Origin of the sequence: Bradyrhizobium genosp. SA-4 str. CB756 (assembly GCF_000473125.1) — a bacterium.
Classification (GTDB): Bacteria; Pseudomonadota; Alphaproteobacteria; order Rhizobiales; family Xanthobacteraceae; genus Bradyrhizobium; species Bradyrhizobium arachidis.
Genome location: NZ_KI421499.1, coordinates 3,900,712 through 3,916,484 on the forward strand (window position 1 = coordinate 3,900,712; position 15,773 = coordinate 3,916,484).

Here is a 15,773-nt window from a genome sequence, read left to right on the forward strand (position 1 = left end):
CAAACCGGGACGGACGAGCCGTGAACGTTTCCTTCTATGACATTTCGGTGTGGGTGCTGCCGCTGGTGCTCGCCATCACCTTCCACGAGGCCGCGCACGCCTTCGTCGCGCACCGTCTCGGCGACAACACGGCCGCGCAGCTCGGCCGCGTCAGCTTCAACCCGATCAGGCACATCGACCCGTTCGGCACGCTGATCCTGCCGGCGATGCTGCTGTTTGCGCATTCGCCGTTCCTGTTCGGCTATGCCAAGCCGGTGCCGGTCAATTTCCGCAAGCTCAACCATCCGAGGCTCGACATGGTCTGGGTGGCGCTGGCTGGCCCTGCCACCAACATCCTGCTGGCGCTGGCGGCGGCGCTTGCCCTGCACGCCCTGCCCTTCGCGCCGGCCGGCGCGGCGCAATGGATCTTCGACAACCTCAAGAATGCGCTCCTGATCAACGCGATCCTGGCGGTGTTCAACATGATGCCGATCCCGCCGCTCGACGGCGGCCGCGTCGCGGTCGGGCTGCTGCCGCGACCGCTCGCTTTGCCCCTGGCCCGGCTCGAGCCGTTCGGTATGTTGATCCTGATCGGCCTCTTGATTCTGCTGCCGCTGGCGGGCTCGCAGTTCGGTCTAAATCTTGATGTTATCTCAGCAATACTGCGGACGTTGACCGGTTATGTGATTCAGGCTGTTCTCTTCCTGACCGGCAATGCGTAGTTGACTGGACACCCGAACACCGGCCGAAGGGCCAGAGGCCGACTTGGTCAAAGCTGCCGATATGTTGATCGCGCGTCGCGCGGACACCCGTGCCCGCGCCGATTTTGCCACCTGGAAGATGATGGCCAAGCTCAACGGGGCGTCCGCGCTGCCTCCAGACGCCCAGGAGTTCCTCGCCAGCTACAAGAACCTGCTGGCGCAGATGAGCGAGGGCGAGGCCACCGAGGCCACCATCGGCGCGATCTACAAGGCCTACTATGCCGAGATGGGCGGTGCGGGAACCGCGCCCGACGTCCGCCCCCGCCAAGCCGAGCCGGCCGCGGACAATGTTACCGCTTTCCGGCGCCCGCCGCCGAAACCGAAAAAGGCCAACTTCTTCGGTTCGACTGCGGCCAGCGGAACCCAGAAGCGGCCGTTGCCGGTGGCGCTGATCTTCGTCTGCCTGGTCGTGGTCTATGTCGGGATCCGGCTCTACTGGCGCTGACGGGCCAAGATCCGAGCCAGGCTATTTCGGCTTCTTGAAGTTCACGGGCAGGCTGAAGGCGAACTGATCGTCCGTGAGCTCGGCCGGCGGAACCGGCACCGGATCGGAGCGGCGGACCATCGAGACGGCCTCGTTGTCGAAAGCCGGATCGCCCGAGGACTCCGTGACATCGACCGAGACCACATTGCCGCGCCGGTTCAACACCAGGCTGAGCTTGACCGTCGTCGTCTTGCTCTTGTCCTTGGGATAGCGCTTGTGAAGCTCGAAATAGGCGCTGATCCGCTTGCCCCACTCCGCGGTCAACCTCCGGATGTCCTTGCCGATGCCCTGATGGGGGGCGGCAGCCTTTTCATCCTCGCGCGCGGTCTCGTTCAACGCCTGCTTGGCCGACTCGACCGAGTTCGGCGCCTCCTCGACGGCCTGGGTTTCGACCTTGGCGACCTTCGTGGTGTCCTCGACCGGCTTCTTGGAGTCGTTCTCGGTCACGAGCCTGTCAGGGTCCTCGGCCTCCTGAGGCATCTCCTTCGGGAGATCGGTCTCCTTGACCTCGGCCTTCTGTTCCATCTGCTGCGGCTGAAACTGCGAGGCCTCGCTGTCCGGACCCGGCGGCAGATCCGTCTCCGGCAGCTTCGGCGAGGTCATTTCGACGGCAAATTCCGCGCCGTTGGCCCCGAGGCCATCGTCGCCGTCGTCCGCCCGCAAGTTCGCCAGCGCCAGCGCGGCGCCGCCAAGATGAAGGGCAAGTGCCGCCACCGCGGCCAGAACCCAGAGCCGCCGCGGCGTTTTCACCTCGGTCACAGGATCGGACATCGCGCCGTACTCAAGGTTGGGGCGCCGCTTGCGACGGCCCAGCCGCCGCAGCAGGCGCTTCGAGTGCCACCAGCTTGACACGAGAATAGCCGCCGGCACGCAGGATCTCCATGACGGCCATCAACTCGCCGTAGGGCACGGCGCGGTCGGCCCGCAAGAACACGTATTTGTCCTTGCTCATCTCGGACATCCCGTCGAGGGAGCCGATCAGCTCGGTCCGCTTGACCGGGTTCTCCCCGATCGCCAGCGTCAGATCGGGCTTGATGCTGACATAGGTCGGCTTGTCCGGCTTCTTCTGCGGCATCGCGCTCGAGGTCGGCAAGTCGATCGGCAGATCGACGGTCGAGAGCGGCGCTGCGACCATGAAGATGATCAGCAGCACCAGGATGACGTCGATGAACGGCGTGACGTTGATGTCATGCGTTTCCGCGAAATCGTCGTCGTCATCGTTGTCTGCGAGCGAAACGCCCATGGTTCACTCCGCTGCGCGTGAATGCGCGCTGCCGTGGCTGCGATCGAGGTCGCGCGACAGCAGCCGCGCCGCCGCGCCCGAGGCACGGCTGACGAGCTCGAGATAGCCCTTCGTCATGCGCGAGAAGTGATTGTAGATGATGACGGCGGGAATGGCGGCGACGAGACCGATCGCGGTGGCGAGCAGCGCTTCGGCGATGCCGGGCGCGACGACGGCGAGGTTCGTGGTCTGCGACTTCGAGATGCCGATGAAGCTGTTCATGATGCCCCAGACCGTGCCGAACAGGCCGACGAAGGGCGACGTCGAGCCGATGGTCGCGAGCACGCCCATGCCGACGCGGATCCGCCGTGCCTCCGCGCGCACGATCTCCTGGAAGCTCGAGGCCGCGCGCTCCTTGATGCCGGCATCGCTGGACAGGCCGGCAGACATCCGCGCCTCGCGCAACGCCGCCGCCAGGAAGGACGGCAGGATGCCCCCCTTGGCGCCAAGCGCCATCTGGGCTTCCGCGAGCGAGCGGGCCTCCGCGACCTTCTTCAGCGCCGAACGAAGCTTGCTTGATGCGACCGACAGCTCGATCGACTTGGCGATCAGGACGGTCCAGGTCATCAGCGAGGCGAAGGCGAGCCCGATCATCACCGCCTTCACGATGACGTCCGCCGACATGAACATGACCCAGGGCGACAATTCCTTCATGGCCGGCGCGATGCCCGCTGCCGTCTCAGACTTTACGGCCGCCGGCGCGGTGGCTGCGGGAGCCGCAGGCGCCGCCGCTACCGGAGCAGCCGCGGGGGCCGGAGCAGCCACTGGGGCCGGACTGGTCGCAGCCGGCTGCGCCGTCGCTTGGGCCGGGGCCGCCGGCGGGGTCTGGGCGGAAACAGGAGATGCGAGCCAGGCGGCCGTCAGGACGACAGCTGCGGCAAGGCTTGCTTGGAAGGACATGGTCTTCATACTTCGGCCCAGTAGCGAATGAGGTTGTGATAGATACCCGTCAATTTGACCGTTTCGGGATCGTCACGCCCGAGCCGATCCACCAGCGCCTGAATCGCGGTGTCGAGGTCATAGATCATGGTACGGGCTTGATCGTCCCGTATCATGCTCTGAAGCCAGAAGAAAGACGCAACCCGCGTTCCCCTCGTCACGGGCGTCACGAGATGAAGGCTGGTCGAGGGATAGAGCACGCAGTCGCCGGCTGGCAACTTGACTTCGTGCGAACCGTAGGTGTCCTCGATCACAAGTTCGCCACCGTCATATTCTTCCGGCTCGGCGAGAAACAGCGTGACCGACAGGTCGGTGCGGATGCGAAGGCCGGTCATCCGGTCGCCGCGGATCGCATTGTCGACATGCAGCCCGAAATGATGGCCGCTGTCCGCCGCATAGCGGTTGAACAGCGGCGGGAAGATCTGGAGCGGGATCGCCGCCGCGATGAAGCGCGGGTTCGAGGTCAGCGCCGAGATGATGCGGTGGCCGAGCTTGCGCGCGACCTCGCTATCGGGGGGCAATTGCTCGTTGCGCTTCACCATGGCCGATTGTGCGCCCGCGGTCGAGCGGCCGTCCTCCCACGCGCTGGCGTCCATGATGCGGCGGAAATCCGCCACATCATCCTTGCTGAGAACGCCAGGCAGGCAGGTCAACATGATCAGAACTTCGCCGTTGTCACGAGGTAGAATGCCCTGCCCGGCGCGACCGCCACGAACGGCACGGCGCTACGATAGAGCGTGTCGTAGTACAGCTTGTTGGTGAGGTTCTGGGCGTAGAACTTCATGGTCCAGTTCTTGTCGATCTTCTTCTCGACGAACGCGTCGAAGCGCCAATAGCTCGGCAGCTCGTTGCCGGTGTTGGCCGCGAACGTGCCGCCATAGACCTTCGAGCGGTACACCGCCTGCCCGCCGAGCTCCCAGCCGCCGTCGAACTTGTACTTGGTCAGCATGCTGAACGACTGGTGGGCGATGTTGGCAAGCTGCAGGCCGATGTTGGAGGCGATGCCGCTCTGCGTGACCTTCGACTGCATCAGCACCAGGCCGCCGAAGATGCTCCAGCGATCCGTGATCTTGCCTTCCGCCTCGATGTCGATGCCCTGGATCCGGTAGGCCGCGCCCGAAGTCAGCAGGTTGTTGACGGTCTCGCGGGCGTTGTCCTTCGTGGTCTGGAACAATGCACCGCTGACCAGCAGGTGGCGATCCACCAGCTCCCACTTGGTGCCGACCTCGACCGCCTTGTTGCGCTCGGGGCCCAGCAAAATGGCCGTGTTCGCCGGAACGCCACCGTAATCGGTGGCGGTCGCGTCGAGCTCCGACCCGAACGGATTGGCCGAGGTCGCGTAGGCCGCGTAGACGCTGCCGATCGACATCGGCTTGTAGACCACGCCGACGTTGTAATTGACGAGATCGTTGTTCTGCTTGAGGTAGGCCGTGTTCGTCGACGAGCTCTGGCTGTAACCGTCATAGCGCACGCCGCCATTGACGATGATCGTGTCCTGCCAGTTCGCGGTGTCCATGACGTAGACGCTGCTGGTGTTGACGCCATAGCGCGTCGGATTGCCCGTCAGCGACGGCGAGCTGAAGCCGGAGAGATAAGTGTACTGGGGAGAATAGACGTTGACGCCCGAGATCGCCCCGCTGCTCGTGAAGGGCGAGCCGGCGAGTTCCGACGAGAGACCCGCGTAACGGTCGATCGAAATGTTCTCATTGGTATATTCGACGCCGAACACCGCCGTGTGCTCGACCCCGCCGGTGTCGAGCTTGAACGTCGCCTCGTTCTGGTTGGCCCACACATCCACCCCCTGGTAGCGGCTCTGTGCGCTCGCCGTCGTGGTCCAGAGCAGCGGATTGAGGCTGGTCGTGATCGGATTCTGCGGCAGCGTGCCGATATAGTTCAGCAGCGAGTGCTCGCCGCGCACCTTGCTGCTCAGCGTGATGGCCTCGTTGACCTTGTACTCGACCGTGCCGGTGCCGAAATCCTGGCGCGCGGTCTGGAAGTCGCGGTTGAGGAAGCCGTACCAGACCCCGCGCGGAATGCCCGCCGAGGTCACCGGCACGTTGCCCTGCTTGTAATAGGGCACGCCGAAATCCGGCAGGCCGCTGAGATCGGTGTGGACGTAGTTCGTCGTGATCTTGATGTCGTTGGTCGGGGTATACTTCGTGGAGAGGAACGTACCCCAGCGATTATCGGTCACGTAGTCGCGTCCGGCAATGTTGGCGTCCTGGAACAGGCCGCCGGTGCGCACCGAGAACGTCGGGTCGACGACCTGGTTGACGTCGATCGTGACGCGCTTGGTCCTGTCGGTACCGAACTCGGTATCCATGCGCTGGAAATTGACGTCGCCCGCCTGCTTGGTGACGATGTTGATGGCGCCGCCGGCGGTGCCGCGGCCGGCATAGGATGATGCAGGACCGCGCAGAATCTCGATCTGCTCGGTGAAGAAGTTCTCGCGGATGGAAACCGCGGGATCGCGGATGCCGTCGATGAAGACGTCGTTGCGCGCGTCGAAGCCGCGGATGAAGAAGCGATCGCCGAACGCGTTGCCGCCCTCTCCCGAGCCCAGTGTCACGCCGGCGGTCGAGCGCCCGATCTCCTTCAGTGTCGTGGCGTTCTTGTCTTCGAGCACTTCCTTGCTGAGCACCGTGATGGTCTTCGGCGTGTTCAGCATCGGTTCGGGAAATTTTCCCGAAGCCTGGACATGGTCGACCTTGTAGGGCGCCGCCGGATCGGCATAGGGATTCCGGTCGACTTCACCGGCCGGGCCCGAGGGCGCGGCAGCCTGCTGCGCCTGCTGGCGCTGCGCGGCACGGCGAAGCGCGTTGCGCGCGCGGACCTGCTCCGGCGTGGGCTTCGAAGCCGCTGGACGCGGACGCTGAACCGGAGCATCGACGGTGACCGGCGGCAGGTTCGACTGCTGCGCTTCCGCGCCGGTCGACACCGTCGCCGCCGCGATCAGGCTCGCGACCGCCGAGACCTTCTTGCCGGAAATGCCCGCGGACTTCTCATCCGCCGCGTCGAACGCTACGACCGAACGCAGCGATTTCGGTGCGACCACCTGCCCCATTACAACACGCCCCATCTTCTTGTTCGCTCACTCACTTCGACGAGCGATGGGCTGTTGGTATCGGCGGCAAAATAGCGGGTCAATGCGGGCAAGCCGCGAGAACCCTTGAATACGTCAAGATCAAAACGATTCTAAACTGTAGTTTGAAACGGTTCTAAACAGAGATTGGACTCGTTCTAAAACAAGCGCGAAAAGCACGTCGCGATCGGCATCGCGCACACGGCTTCAGTCGCTGCTCGGCGGCTTCATCAGCGAGAACAATTCGTCGACGTTTTTCTGCGCGATCGCGCGGACACGATCGGTGTTGTCCAGCCCGGCGATGTTGACGCCATTGACGACGGCTTTGATCTCGTCGCGGAAGTCGGTGAGGAAGCGCAAGGGATCGCGCTGTTCGTTGGCGACTCGCGCGATCAACCCCGTGATCAAGATCTGACACGCGATCAGCTTGCCGTTCAATTCGTCCATCCTGCGCTCCCTTGTGGCGGCGCCGATATGGACGATGCCGATTTTCCTGACAACCGAAACGGTCTGGACAGAATTTAGAACCGTTCTTGGGTTCGGCTGCGCCGGACTTCCACCCGTCCCATGCTGCTCTCGTCCACACCATGTCCGAGCATTGCACAAAGTTTGCACGCTGATCGTTCGCTCAGGGAAAATGCAGCACTGCACACCGTAGTGCCACGGTGCTGCCTAAGCCGTGCAAAGCTTTCCAATTGTTTAGGATTCTGCACCGATAGTGCTGTTTACACTGGAACTTGGCGTGTATTATACAAGCGCGCTGGAACCCTACGATTGCCCCATAATTCGTTTAAATAGGGCACAAGAGCCGACACGAGACGATATGCAAAAGTCCCGGCCGATCCTCTGGATTCTGATCATCGCGGCCGTGGCCTCCGCGGGTTACTATGGTTGGCAGAAATACGGCTCGCCCGACGCCGGAAAAGCCCAGACAGCGCAGAAAGGTCCGCCGCGCGCGCCCGCCGTTCCCGTCAGCGTCGCGCCGGTCCAGAAGGCCGATTTCCCGGTCTATCTGACCGGTCTCGGCACGGTCCAGGGTTTCAACACCGTCCAGGTCCGCACCCGGGTCGACGGCCAGATCGACAAGCTCGAGTTCAAAGAGGGCCAGATCGTCAAGGAAGGCGACCTTCTGATCTCGATCGATCCCCGTCCCTATCAAGCCGCGCTCGACCAGGCTAAGGCCAAGAAAGCGCAGGACGAGGCTAATCTCGCCAACGCCAATCTCGAGCTCCAGCGCGCCATGAAGCTCGGCGAATTCGCGACCGCGCAGCGCGTCGACACCCAGCGTTCCACCGTCGCCCAACTCACCGCGCAGATCGCCGCCGACGAGGCCGCGATCGCCAACGCCCAGACCCAGCTCGACTACACGCAGGTCAAGTCACCGTTCACCGGCGTCGCGGGCCTGCGCCAGGTCGACATCGGCAACATCGTCAACGCCTCCTCGCAGACCGGCATCGTCATGATCTCGCAGGTCGAGCCGATCTCGGTGATCTTCACCGCGCCGGAGGACCAGCTGCCCTATATCAGCGAGGGCCAGAAGGCCGGCGCGCTCAAGGTGATCGCCTTCACCACCGACGGCAAGAAGACGCTGGCCGAGGGCAAGCTCGCGGTCATCAACAACCAGGTCGACACGAGCAGCGGGACTATTCGGCTCAAGGCGGTGTTCGACAACAAGGACCACGCGCTGTGGCCGGGCCAGTCGGTGTCGACACGCCTTTTGGTCCGCACCCTGAAGGATGCGACCGTGGTCCCGGATGACGCGGTTCAGCACTCCACCAACGGCCTCTACGCCTATACCGTCAACCAGGACAGCAAGGCCGAAGTGCACAAGATCAAGGTCAGCTACGGCATCGACGGACGTTCGGTCGTTGACGAAGGCTTGAGCCCCGGCCAGCAGGTCATCACCGGCGGTCAATTCAAGGTGCAGCCCGGAAGCCTCGTCTCGACGACGGTGGCGAGCTCGGATCCGGCCCAGAACAAGGTACGACAGGAATGACCGAGGGCGGGATTTCGGCACCTTTCATCCGTTATCCCATCGGCACCTCGCTGCTGATGGCCGGCATTCTGTTTGTCGGTCTTGTCGCCTACCCCCTGCTGCCGGTCGCGCCGCTGCCGCAGGTGGACTTCCCGACCATCCAGATCACCGCCAATTTGCCGGGCGGCAGCCCCGAGACCATGGCCTCGTCGGTGGCCCAGCCGCTGGAGCGCCAGTTCGCGCAGATTCCAGGCATCGCCCAGATGACCTCGACGAGTTATCTCGGCACCGCCTCGATCACCATCCAGTTCGACCTCAACCGCAGCATCGACGGCGCCGCCAACGACGTGCAGGGCGCGATCAACGCCGCCAGCGGCCAGCTGCCGAAGAACCTGCCCTCGCCGCCGACCTACCGCAAGGTCAACCCGGCCGACGCGCCGATCCTGCTGCTGTCGGCAACGTCCGAGACGCTGCCCCTGACCAGCGTCAGCGACGCCGTTGACGCCCAGCTCGCCCAGCAGATCAGCCAGCTCTCGGGCGTCGCCCAGGTCTTCATCGGCGGCCAGCAGAAACCCTCGATCCGCATCCAGGTCGATCCGGCAAAGCTGGTGGCCAAGGGCCTGTCGATGGAGGACGTGCGCAGCCAGATCGCGATCACCACGGTCGACAGCCCCAAGGGCAATATCGACGGCGAGAAGCGCGCCTACACGATCTACGCCAACGACCAGCTCACCCAGTCCAAGGACTGGAACGACGTCATCATCGCCTATCGCAACGGCGGTCCATTGCGCATACGCGACATCGGCCAGGCGGTCAGCGGCGCCGAGGACGCCAAGCAGGCGGCCTGGGCCAACGGTAAGCGCGGCGTGTTCCTGGTGATCTTCAAGCAGCCGGGTGCCAACGTCATCGAGACCGTCGACCGGATCAAGGCAACCCTGCCCCGGCTCGTGGCGGCGATCCCGCCCGCGATCAAGATCGAGCTCATCAGCGACCGCACCACCACCATCCGCGCCGCGGTCGAGGACGTGCAATTCACGCTGCTCTTGACCATTGCCCTCGTGGTCATGGTCATCTTCATCTTCCTGCGCAGCTTCTGGGCGACCGTCATTCCCACCATCACGGTTCCACTGGCGCTACTCGGCGCCTGCGCGCTGATGTGGGTGGCCGGCTATTCGCTCGACAATCTGTCGCTGATGGCGCTCACCATCGCGGTCGGATTCGTCGTCGACGACGCCATCGTGATGCTGGAAAACATCACGCGCTACATCGAGGAAGGCGAATCGCCGATGGCGGCGGCCTTCCGCGGTTCCAAGGAAATCGGCTTCACCATCGTGTCGATCAGCATCTCGCTGGTCGCGGTGCTGATCCCGCTGCTCCTGATGGGCGGCATCATCGGCCGCCTGTTCCGTGAATTCGCCGTCGTGCTGGCGATGACGATCTTCGTCTCGATGTTCGTGTCGCTGACGCTGACGCCGATGATGGCCTCGCGCTTCCTGCGCGCCCATGGCGAGGTGACCCACGGCAAGTTCTACCAGTGGAGCGAGCGCGCCTTCGACGCCATGCTGCGCGGCTACGAATATGGGCTCGACCATGCGCTGGCCTGGCGGCGCACCACGCTTCTGATCTTCTTCGCCACGCTCGGTCTCTCGGTCTACCTCTTTGTGCTGATCCCGAAGGGCTTCTTCCCGCAGCAGGACGTCGGCCTGATCACCGCGACCTCGGAAGCCTCGCAGGACATTTCGTTCAAGGAGATGCAGCGGCGCCAGGTCGAGCTCGGCAAGATCGTAATGGAAGACCCCGACGTCGCCACGATCGCGATGAACATCGGCGGTAGCGGCCGCGCCGGCAACAACGGCAACATGTTCATCACCCTGAAGCCGCGCAACGACCGCAAGGCATCGGCTCAGGAGATCATCGCCCGGCTGCGTCCCAAGCTTGAGAAAGTGTCGGGCGCCCGCCTCTATATGCAGGCGGCGCAGGACGTCCGTCTCGGCGGCCGGCCGACGCGTACGCAGTTCGAGTTCACCCTGCAGGACGCCGATCTTGCCGAGCTCAACGACTGGGCGCCGAAGATCCTCGCCAAGATGCAGACGCTGCCGCAGCTGCGCGACGTCGCGACCGACCAGCAGACGCAGGGCACCACGGTCCAGCTCAAGATCAACCGCGACACCGCCTCGCGCTACGGCATCCAGCCGCAGCTGATCGACGACACGCTGTATGACGCGTTCGGGCAGCGGCAGGTGACGCAGTATTTCACCCAGCTCAACACCTACAAGGTGATCCTCGAGATCCTGCCGGAGATGCAGGGCAGCCTCGACAGCCTGAACAAGCTCTATCTGAAATCGCCGCTGACCGGCGACCAGGTGCCGCTGTCGACCTTTGCGACCTGGACCACCGATCCGGTCCGCCCGCTCTCGATCAGCCACCAGGGCCAGTTCCCGGCGATCACGATCAGCTTCAACCTCGCCCAGGGCGTTGCGCTCGGCCAGGCCACCGAGGCCGTGCAGAAGGCGATGGCCGATCTCGGCGCGCCGCCAACACTGAACTCGAGCTTCCAGGGCACCGCGCAGGCGTTCCAGCAATCGCTCGGCACCGTGCCGCTGTTGATCCTCGCCGCGCTCGTCGTGGTCTATCTGATCCTCGGCATCCTCTACGAGAGCTACATCCATCCGATCACGATTCTGTCGACCCTGCCCTCAGCCGGCGTCGGCGCGCTCGCGATCCTGATGGCGGCAGGCTTCGACTTCAGCCTCATCGCCTTGATCGGCATCATCCTCCTGATCGGCATCGTGAAGAAGAACGGCATCATGATGGTCGACTTCGCCATTGCTGCCGAACGCGACGAGCACAAGACGCCGGAGGAATCGATCCGGCAGGCCGCGCTGCTCCGCTTCCGCCCGATCATGATGACGACGATGGCAGCATTGCTCGGCGGCGTGCCCCTGATGCTCGGCCACGGCACCGGCGCCGAGATCCGCCAGCCGCTCGGCTACGCCATGGTCGGCGGCCTGATCGTCAGCCAGGCGCTGACACTGTTCACGACGCCTGTCGTCTATCTCTATCTCGACGAGCTCAACAACTGGTTCTCCCGCTGGGGCCGTTCGGGTGACGGCGAAGGCCACGAGGCGCACGAGCACGGCACCGTCAAGGAAGCCGCCGAGTAGGCTTGCGAGCAGCCTTGCGCCGCGGCTCCCGCGACGCTACAGCGAGGCCCTCGGTTCACGCCAACGCGGTTTCGCCATGCTCATGCAATCCAGACTTGTCGCCCTCGCTGCTGCTGTCCTGTTGTCGACCAGCGCCGCGTACGCCCAGCAAGGCGCCAAGAAGAACGCAGCTCCCGCGCCGGCCGCCGCCGCACAGCCCGCTCCTGCCCCGACGCAGCAACCGGCAGAAAGCTCCCCCGGACAGCCGGGCTGGATCGTCCGCTGCACCAGCGCCAGCCGCGATGCACCGCTCGAATGCGCGATGGAGCAGAACGCGGTGCTAACCAAGACCGGCCAGACCGTCGTCCTCGTCAACATCCGCATCGCACCCGACACCCGCACGCCGATCGCGCTGCTGCAATTGCCGCTCGGCCTCAACCTGCCTGTCGGGGCCAAGCTCCAGGTCGACGAGGGCAAGTCGTTCGACCTCCAGATCCAGACCTGCGAGAACCGCGGCTGCTACGCCTCGACGCCGATCGCGGCCGACCTGCTCGCCGCCCTGCGCTCCGGCAAGCAGCTCAAGGTCTCCTTCCAGAACATGGCCAAGGAGACCATCGCGATCCCGATGCCGCTGAACGATTTCGCGGCGGCCTACGACAAGATCAAATAACGGGATTCGCTAAAGCGCGATGAGATCAGGATGGAGCGTCATCGCGCTTTTGCTTGTTGTTTGCGCATGTTCTTTTCGGAAAACCGCTGCGCACTTTTCCGGATCATGCTTCAGGGCTGAGATCGCTCAATCCACGCCGAGATAGGCCTTCTGCACCTGCGGGTCTTCCGCGAGCGCAGCGGCCGTGCCCGACAGCACGCTCTTGCCGACCTGAAGCACTGTCGCAAAGTCCGAGACCTCCAGCGCGAGCTCGATCGACTGCTCGGCGAGCAGGATGGTGAGGCCCTCGCGATGCAGGCGGCCGAAGGTTTCGTACATGGATTCGACCACCGCCGGCGCGAGGCCGAGCGAGGGCTCGTCCAGCATCAACAGCTTCGGATCACTCATCAGCGCGCGGCCGACCGCAAGCATCTGCCGCTCGCCGCCGGACATGGTGCCGGCGCGCTGGTTGCGGCGCTCTTTCAGGCGCGGGAAGATCTCGTAGACGCGTTCGAGCAGCGCGGCCTGGCGCGACTTGTCGTGCAGCGGCGTTGCGCCGAGCACGAGGTTGTTTTCGACGCTCTGCTGCACGAACAGGCGCCAGCCTTCCGGCGAGAGCGCGAGGCCCTTGCGCACGATCGCAAAAGCCTTCTGGCCGGCGATCTCCTCGCCGCGAAAGCTGATCTTGCCGGAATGCACGGGAATGAGGCCCGCGATCGCGTTCAGCGTCGTGGTCTTGCCACCGCCGTTGGAGCCGAGCAGCGCGACGACGCTCCCCTCCGGCACCTCCAGCGACACGTCGGAGACGCCGATGAGGTCGCCGTAGCGCACTTCGAGGTGCTCGATCTTGAGAAGTGCTCCGCTCATAGGTCCGGCCCGCCCATCAGCTCGACCGGCGTATGGCCTGCGGCGGCCTTGGCCGCGCGGGTGCCGAGATAGGCCGCGATCACCGCCGGGTTCGACGTGACCTCGCGTGGCGAGCCGCGGGCGATCTCCTTGCCCTGATGAAACACCATCACGCGGCTCGCCAGCGACATGATCACTTCCATGATGTGCTCGACGATGACGAGCGTGATGCCGGAGCGGTGGATGTCGCGGACGAGATCGATCGCGAGCTTCACCTCGTTGGCGTTGAGGCCGGCCATGGCCTCGTCGAGCAGCAGCACTTTCGGCTCGGTCGCGAGCGCGCGGGCGATCTCCAGCCGCTTGCGGCCGGGGGTGCCGAGCGAGCGTGCCGGCGCATCCGCAAGACGGCTCATGCCGACGCGCTCCAGCACGGCGCGCGCCTTGGACTCGGCTTCCTTGCGATGCGAGGTGCGGAGGAACGCGCCGATCATGACGTTCTCGAGCACCGTCATGCCCTCGAACGTCTGCGGCACCTGGAAGGTGCGGGCAAGACCGAGGCCGGCGCGCTGCTCCGGCGTGAAGTCGGTGATGTCGCTCCCCGCGAACAGGACGCGGCCGGAGGTGGCCGCGAGGTCGCCGGTGAGGCAGTTGAAGAAGGTGGATTTTCCGGCACCGTTCGGGCCGATCAGGCCGAGAATGTCGCCCTGCTCCAGCGTGACGGAGGCATCGTCCACCGCCTTGAAGCTGCCGAATGCCTTGGTGATTCCGCGCGCCTCAAGGAGCATGGCTCGCTCCCTTCTCAGTCTTCTTGCTCCGTCCCGTGAACAGGCTGAGCAGGCCACCGGGCTGGAAGCGCGCAATCAGCACGATGATCGCGCCATAGACCACGAAGGTGAGGCCGGCACCCTTGCCGCCGAGCCAGCTATTGGAGATCTCCTCCAGCGGCACCAGGATCGCAGCTCCCACCAGCGGACCGAACAACAGCCCTGCCCCGCCCAGCGCCGCCATGATCAGGATCTTCACCGAGATCAGGATGCCGAGCCCGGACTCCGGATCGACGAAGCCGAACATCATCGCATAGAGCGCGCCGGCGACGCTCGTCAGTGCCGCGCTCAGCATGTAGGCGTAAAGCTTGGTGCGGCTGGCAGGCGCGCCGAGTGAGCGCGCGGCGCGTTCGGAATCCTTGATCGCGCGCAGGTAAAATCCCATCCGGCTGTTGGTCATCCACCAGGTGATCAGCAGCGTGATCACGAGGACGGCGAGGAAGAGATAATAATACGGCAGCGACGACAGGAAGGAGAGATCGAAGATGTTGCGCGGCACGGCTGGCCCCGAGAGACCGACGGCCGCGCCCAGCCATTCGGTGTTGGTGACGATCAGCCGCATCGTCTCGGCCACCGCGATCGTCGCCATGCTGAAATAATGGCCTGAGAGCCGCAGCGTCGGCACGCCGACGATCGCGGCGAGCCCGACCGCCAGCACGATGCCGCCGGGAATGCCGAACAGCGGCGACAGGCCGAATTTGGCGTAAGACCCCATCGCGGCATAGGCGCCGCAGCCGAAGAACACGACATGGCCGACCGAGACCTGCCCGGCATAGCCGCCGACGATGTTCCAGGCCGACGCCGCGATGGCATAGAGCAGCACCAGCGCGCCGAGGCGCTGCTGGAACGGCGAGGACAGCAGCAGCGGATAGGCGATCGCGAATGCCGCGACGGCCGAGAGCGAGATCCAGCGCCGGATCACATCTTCCCCATCAGGCCCTGCGGCCGGAACCAGAGGAAGAACAGGAACAGGACATAGACGACGATGTCCTTGTAGACCGCGCCGATCAGATAGCCTGAAAGCGACTCGATGACGCCGATCAGAAGGCCTGCGACGAGCGCTCCAGGCACGCTGCCGAAGCCGCCGAGCGACACCGTGACAAACGCGACGATGCCGAGCGTCTCGCCGACCGTCGGCACGATGTAGAAGAAGTTCGCGATCAGCGCGCCGGCGAGCCCCGTGGCGCCCGCAGCGATCGCCCAGGCGATCGCCTGCATGCTGTCGGGCCGGATGCCCATGAGCTGGGCCGCGGTCTGGTCCTCCGCCACCGCCAGCATCTTCGAACCGAGCGAGGTGCGCGTCAGCAAGAGATGCAGGCCGAGCGTCACCAGCAGCGCGACGACACCGGCCAGCAGCCGCGAGGCCTCGATGCGCAGGCCAGCGAATGCATAGGTGCCGCCGACGATGTTCGGCGGCATCGACAGGAAATTGGCGCCGAACCACCAGAACACGGAATAGCGCAGCAGCAGCGCGAGCCCGAAGGTGCCGAGGATCTGGGCCAGCATCGGCCCCTTCATGATGTCGCGGATCAGGCCGAAATAGACCACGACGCCGAGCGTCGCCAGCACCAGCATCGCCAGCGGCGCGCCGACGATGGGCCCTCCCCCCATCAGCGTGTAGACGACATAAGCGACGTACATGCCGAGCATGACGAAGTCGCCATGCGCGAAATTGACGATGTTCATCATGCCCCACACCAGCGTGAGGCCGGAAGAAAACAGGGCGTAGACGGCGCCAAGCAGAAGCCCGCCGACGATCACCTGCACGAGGACGAAGGACATGAGCCGCGTTGCTCTGATCAAATCATT

General features: G+C 64.6%; 15 protein-coding genes. 5 read left to right on the forward strand and 10 right to left on the reverse strand.

Translation table 11 applies throughout. From position 1 onward, the window contains the following. The first annotated feature begins 20 nt into the window (after positions 1-20). Both BRAGE_RS0119285 and BRAGE_RS0119290 read left to right on the forward strand, forming a co-directional pair. A complete protein-coding gene (locus tag BRAGE_RS0119285; RefSeq protein WP_027557388.1) occupies positions 21-701 on the forward strand; it encodes a site-2 protease family protein in 681 nt (226 codons plus the stop codon). A gap of 61 nt (positions 702-762) precedes the next feature. Next, the gene (locus tag BRAGE_RS0119290) at positions 763-1,185 is read left to right on the forward strand and encodes a hypothetical protein (RefSeq protein WP_027557387.1); all 423 of its coding nucleotides are present in this window, start codon (positions 763-765) and stop codon (positions 1,183-1,185) included. 21 nt (positions 1,186-1,206) lie between these two features. Here the strand turns inward: BRAGE_RS0119290 and BRAGE_RS0119295 are convergent, their stop codons facing one another. From BRAGE_RS0119295 to BRAGE_RS0119320, 6 genes are all read right to left on the reverse strand, one after another. After that, positions 1,207-1,995 (reverse strand): cell envelope integrity protein TolA, encoded by a 789-nt coding sequence (locus BRAGE_RS0119295; protein WP_027557386.1) that lies wholly within the window; start codon positions 1,993-1,995, stop codon positions 1,207-1,209. A gap of 10 nt (positions 1,996-2,005) precedes the next feature. After that, complete coding sequence (gene exbD, locus BRAGE_RS0119300) at positions 2,006-2,467, reverse strand: TonB system transport protein ExbD (RefSeq protein WP_027557385.1); 462 nt, start codon at positions 2,465-2,467, stop codon at positions 2,006-2,008. A gap of 3 nt (positions 2,468-2,470) precedes the next feature. Beyond that, positions 2,471-3,415, reverse strand: a complete 945-nt coding sequence (gene exbB, locus BRAGE_RS0119305; RefSeq protein ID WP_027557384.1) for a tonB-system energizer ExbB — start codon at positions 3,413-3,415, stop codon at positions 2,471-2,473. Then, the gene (locus BRAGE_RS0119310) at positions 3,412-4,101 is read right to left on the reverse strand and encodes a Fe2+-dependent dioxygenase (protein WP_027557383.1); all 690 of its coding nucleotides are present in this window, start codon (positions 4,099-4,101) and stop codon (positions 3,412-3,414) included. The genes exbB and BRAGE_RS0119310 overlap by 4 nt, the downstream gene beginning before the upstream one ends. Positions 4,102-4,103: 2 nt before the next feature. After that, positions 4,104-6,509 carry a TonB-dependent receptor gene (locus BRAGE_RS0119315; protein WP_027557382.1) on the reverse strand — a complete coding sequence of 802 codons (2,406 nt, stop codon included), beginning with the start codon at positions 6,507-6,509 and terminating at the stop codon, positions 4,104-4,106. A gap of 225 nt (positions 6,510-6,734) precedes the next feature. Continuing rightward, positions 6,735-6,974: a hypothetical protein gene (locus BRAGE_RS0119320; protein WP_027557381.1), complete on the reverse strand. Its 240-nt coding sequence runs from the start codon at positions 6,972-6,974 to the stop codon at positions 6,735-6,737. A 376-nt stretch (positions 6,975-7,350) separates the two neighbouring features. On the opposite strand from BRAGE_RS0119320, the gene BRAGE_RS0119325 reads away from it, so the two are divergent. The 3 genes from BRAGE_RS0119325 (at position 7,351) to BRAGE_RS0119335 (ending at position 12,315) form a co-directional block, all read left to right on the forward strand. Then, on the forward strand, positions 7,351-8,523 hold the full coding sequence (locus BRAGE_RS0119325) for an efflux RND transporter periplasmic adaptor subunit (RefSeq protein WP_027557380.1): 1,173 nt from the start codon (positions 7,351-7,353) through the stop codon (positions 8,521-8,523). Then, complete coding sequence (locus BRAGE_RS0119330) at positions 8,520-11,666, forward strand: efflux RND transporter permease subunit (protein WP_027557379.1); 3,147 nt, start codon at positions 8,520-8,522, stop codon at positions 11,664-11,666. The genes BRAGE_RS0119325 and BRAGE_RS0119330 overlap by 4 nt, the downstream gene beginning before the upstream one ends. A gap of 76 nt (positions 11,667-11,742) precedes the next feature. Then, positions 11,743-12,315: an invasion associated locus B family protein gene (locus BRAGE_RS0119335; RefSeq protein ID WP_027557378.1), complete on the forward strand. Its 573-nt coding sequence runs from the start codon at positions 11,743-11,745 to the stop codon at positions 12,313-12,315. Positions 12,316-12,441: 126 nt separating this feature from the next. Here BRAGE_RS0119335 and BRAGE_RS0119340 read toward each other — a convergent pair whose 3' ends face one another. From BRAGE_RS0119340 to BRAGE_RS0119355, 4 genes are read right to left on the reverse strand one after another with little or no spacing between them, the layout of a single operon-like run. Continuing rightward, positions 12,442-13,161, reverse strand: coding sequence for an ABC transporter ATP-binding protein (locus tag BRAGE_RS0119340; protein WP_027557377.1), 720 nt, complete (start codon positions 13,159-13,161; stop codon positions 12,442-12,444). Beyond that, on the reverse strand, positions 13,158-13,925 hold the full coding sequence (locus BRAGE_RS0119345) for an ABC transporter ATP-binding protein (protein ID WP_027557376.1): 768 nt from the start codon (positions 13,923-13,925) through the stop codon (positions 13,158-13,160). The genes BRAGE_RS0119340 and BRAGE_RS0119345 overlap by 4 nt, the downstream gene beginning before the upstream one ends. Next, entirely contained in the window at positions 13,915-14,886 is a 972-nt protein-coding gene (locus tag BRAGE_RS0119350; RefSeq protein WP_231164344.1) for a branched-chain amino acid ABC transporter permease, read from the reverse strand. Before BRAGE_RS0119350 ends, BRAGE_RS0119345 begins: the two co-directional genes overlap by 11 nt. Next, a complete protein-coding gene (locus tag BRAGE_RS0119355; protein WP_027557374.1) occupies positions 14,883-15,746 on the reverse strand; it encodes a branched-chain amino acid ABC transporter permease in 864 nt (287 codons plus the stop codon). The genes BRAGE_RS0119350 and BRAGE_RS0119355 overlap by 4 nt, the downstream gene beginning before the upstream one ends. Between the last annotated feature and the right edge of the window lie 27 nt (positions 15,747-15,773).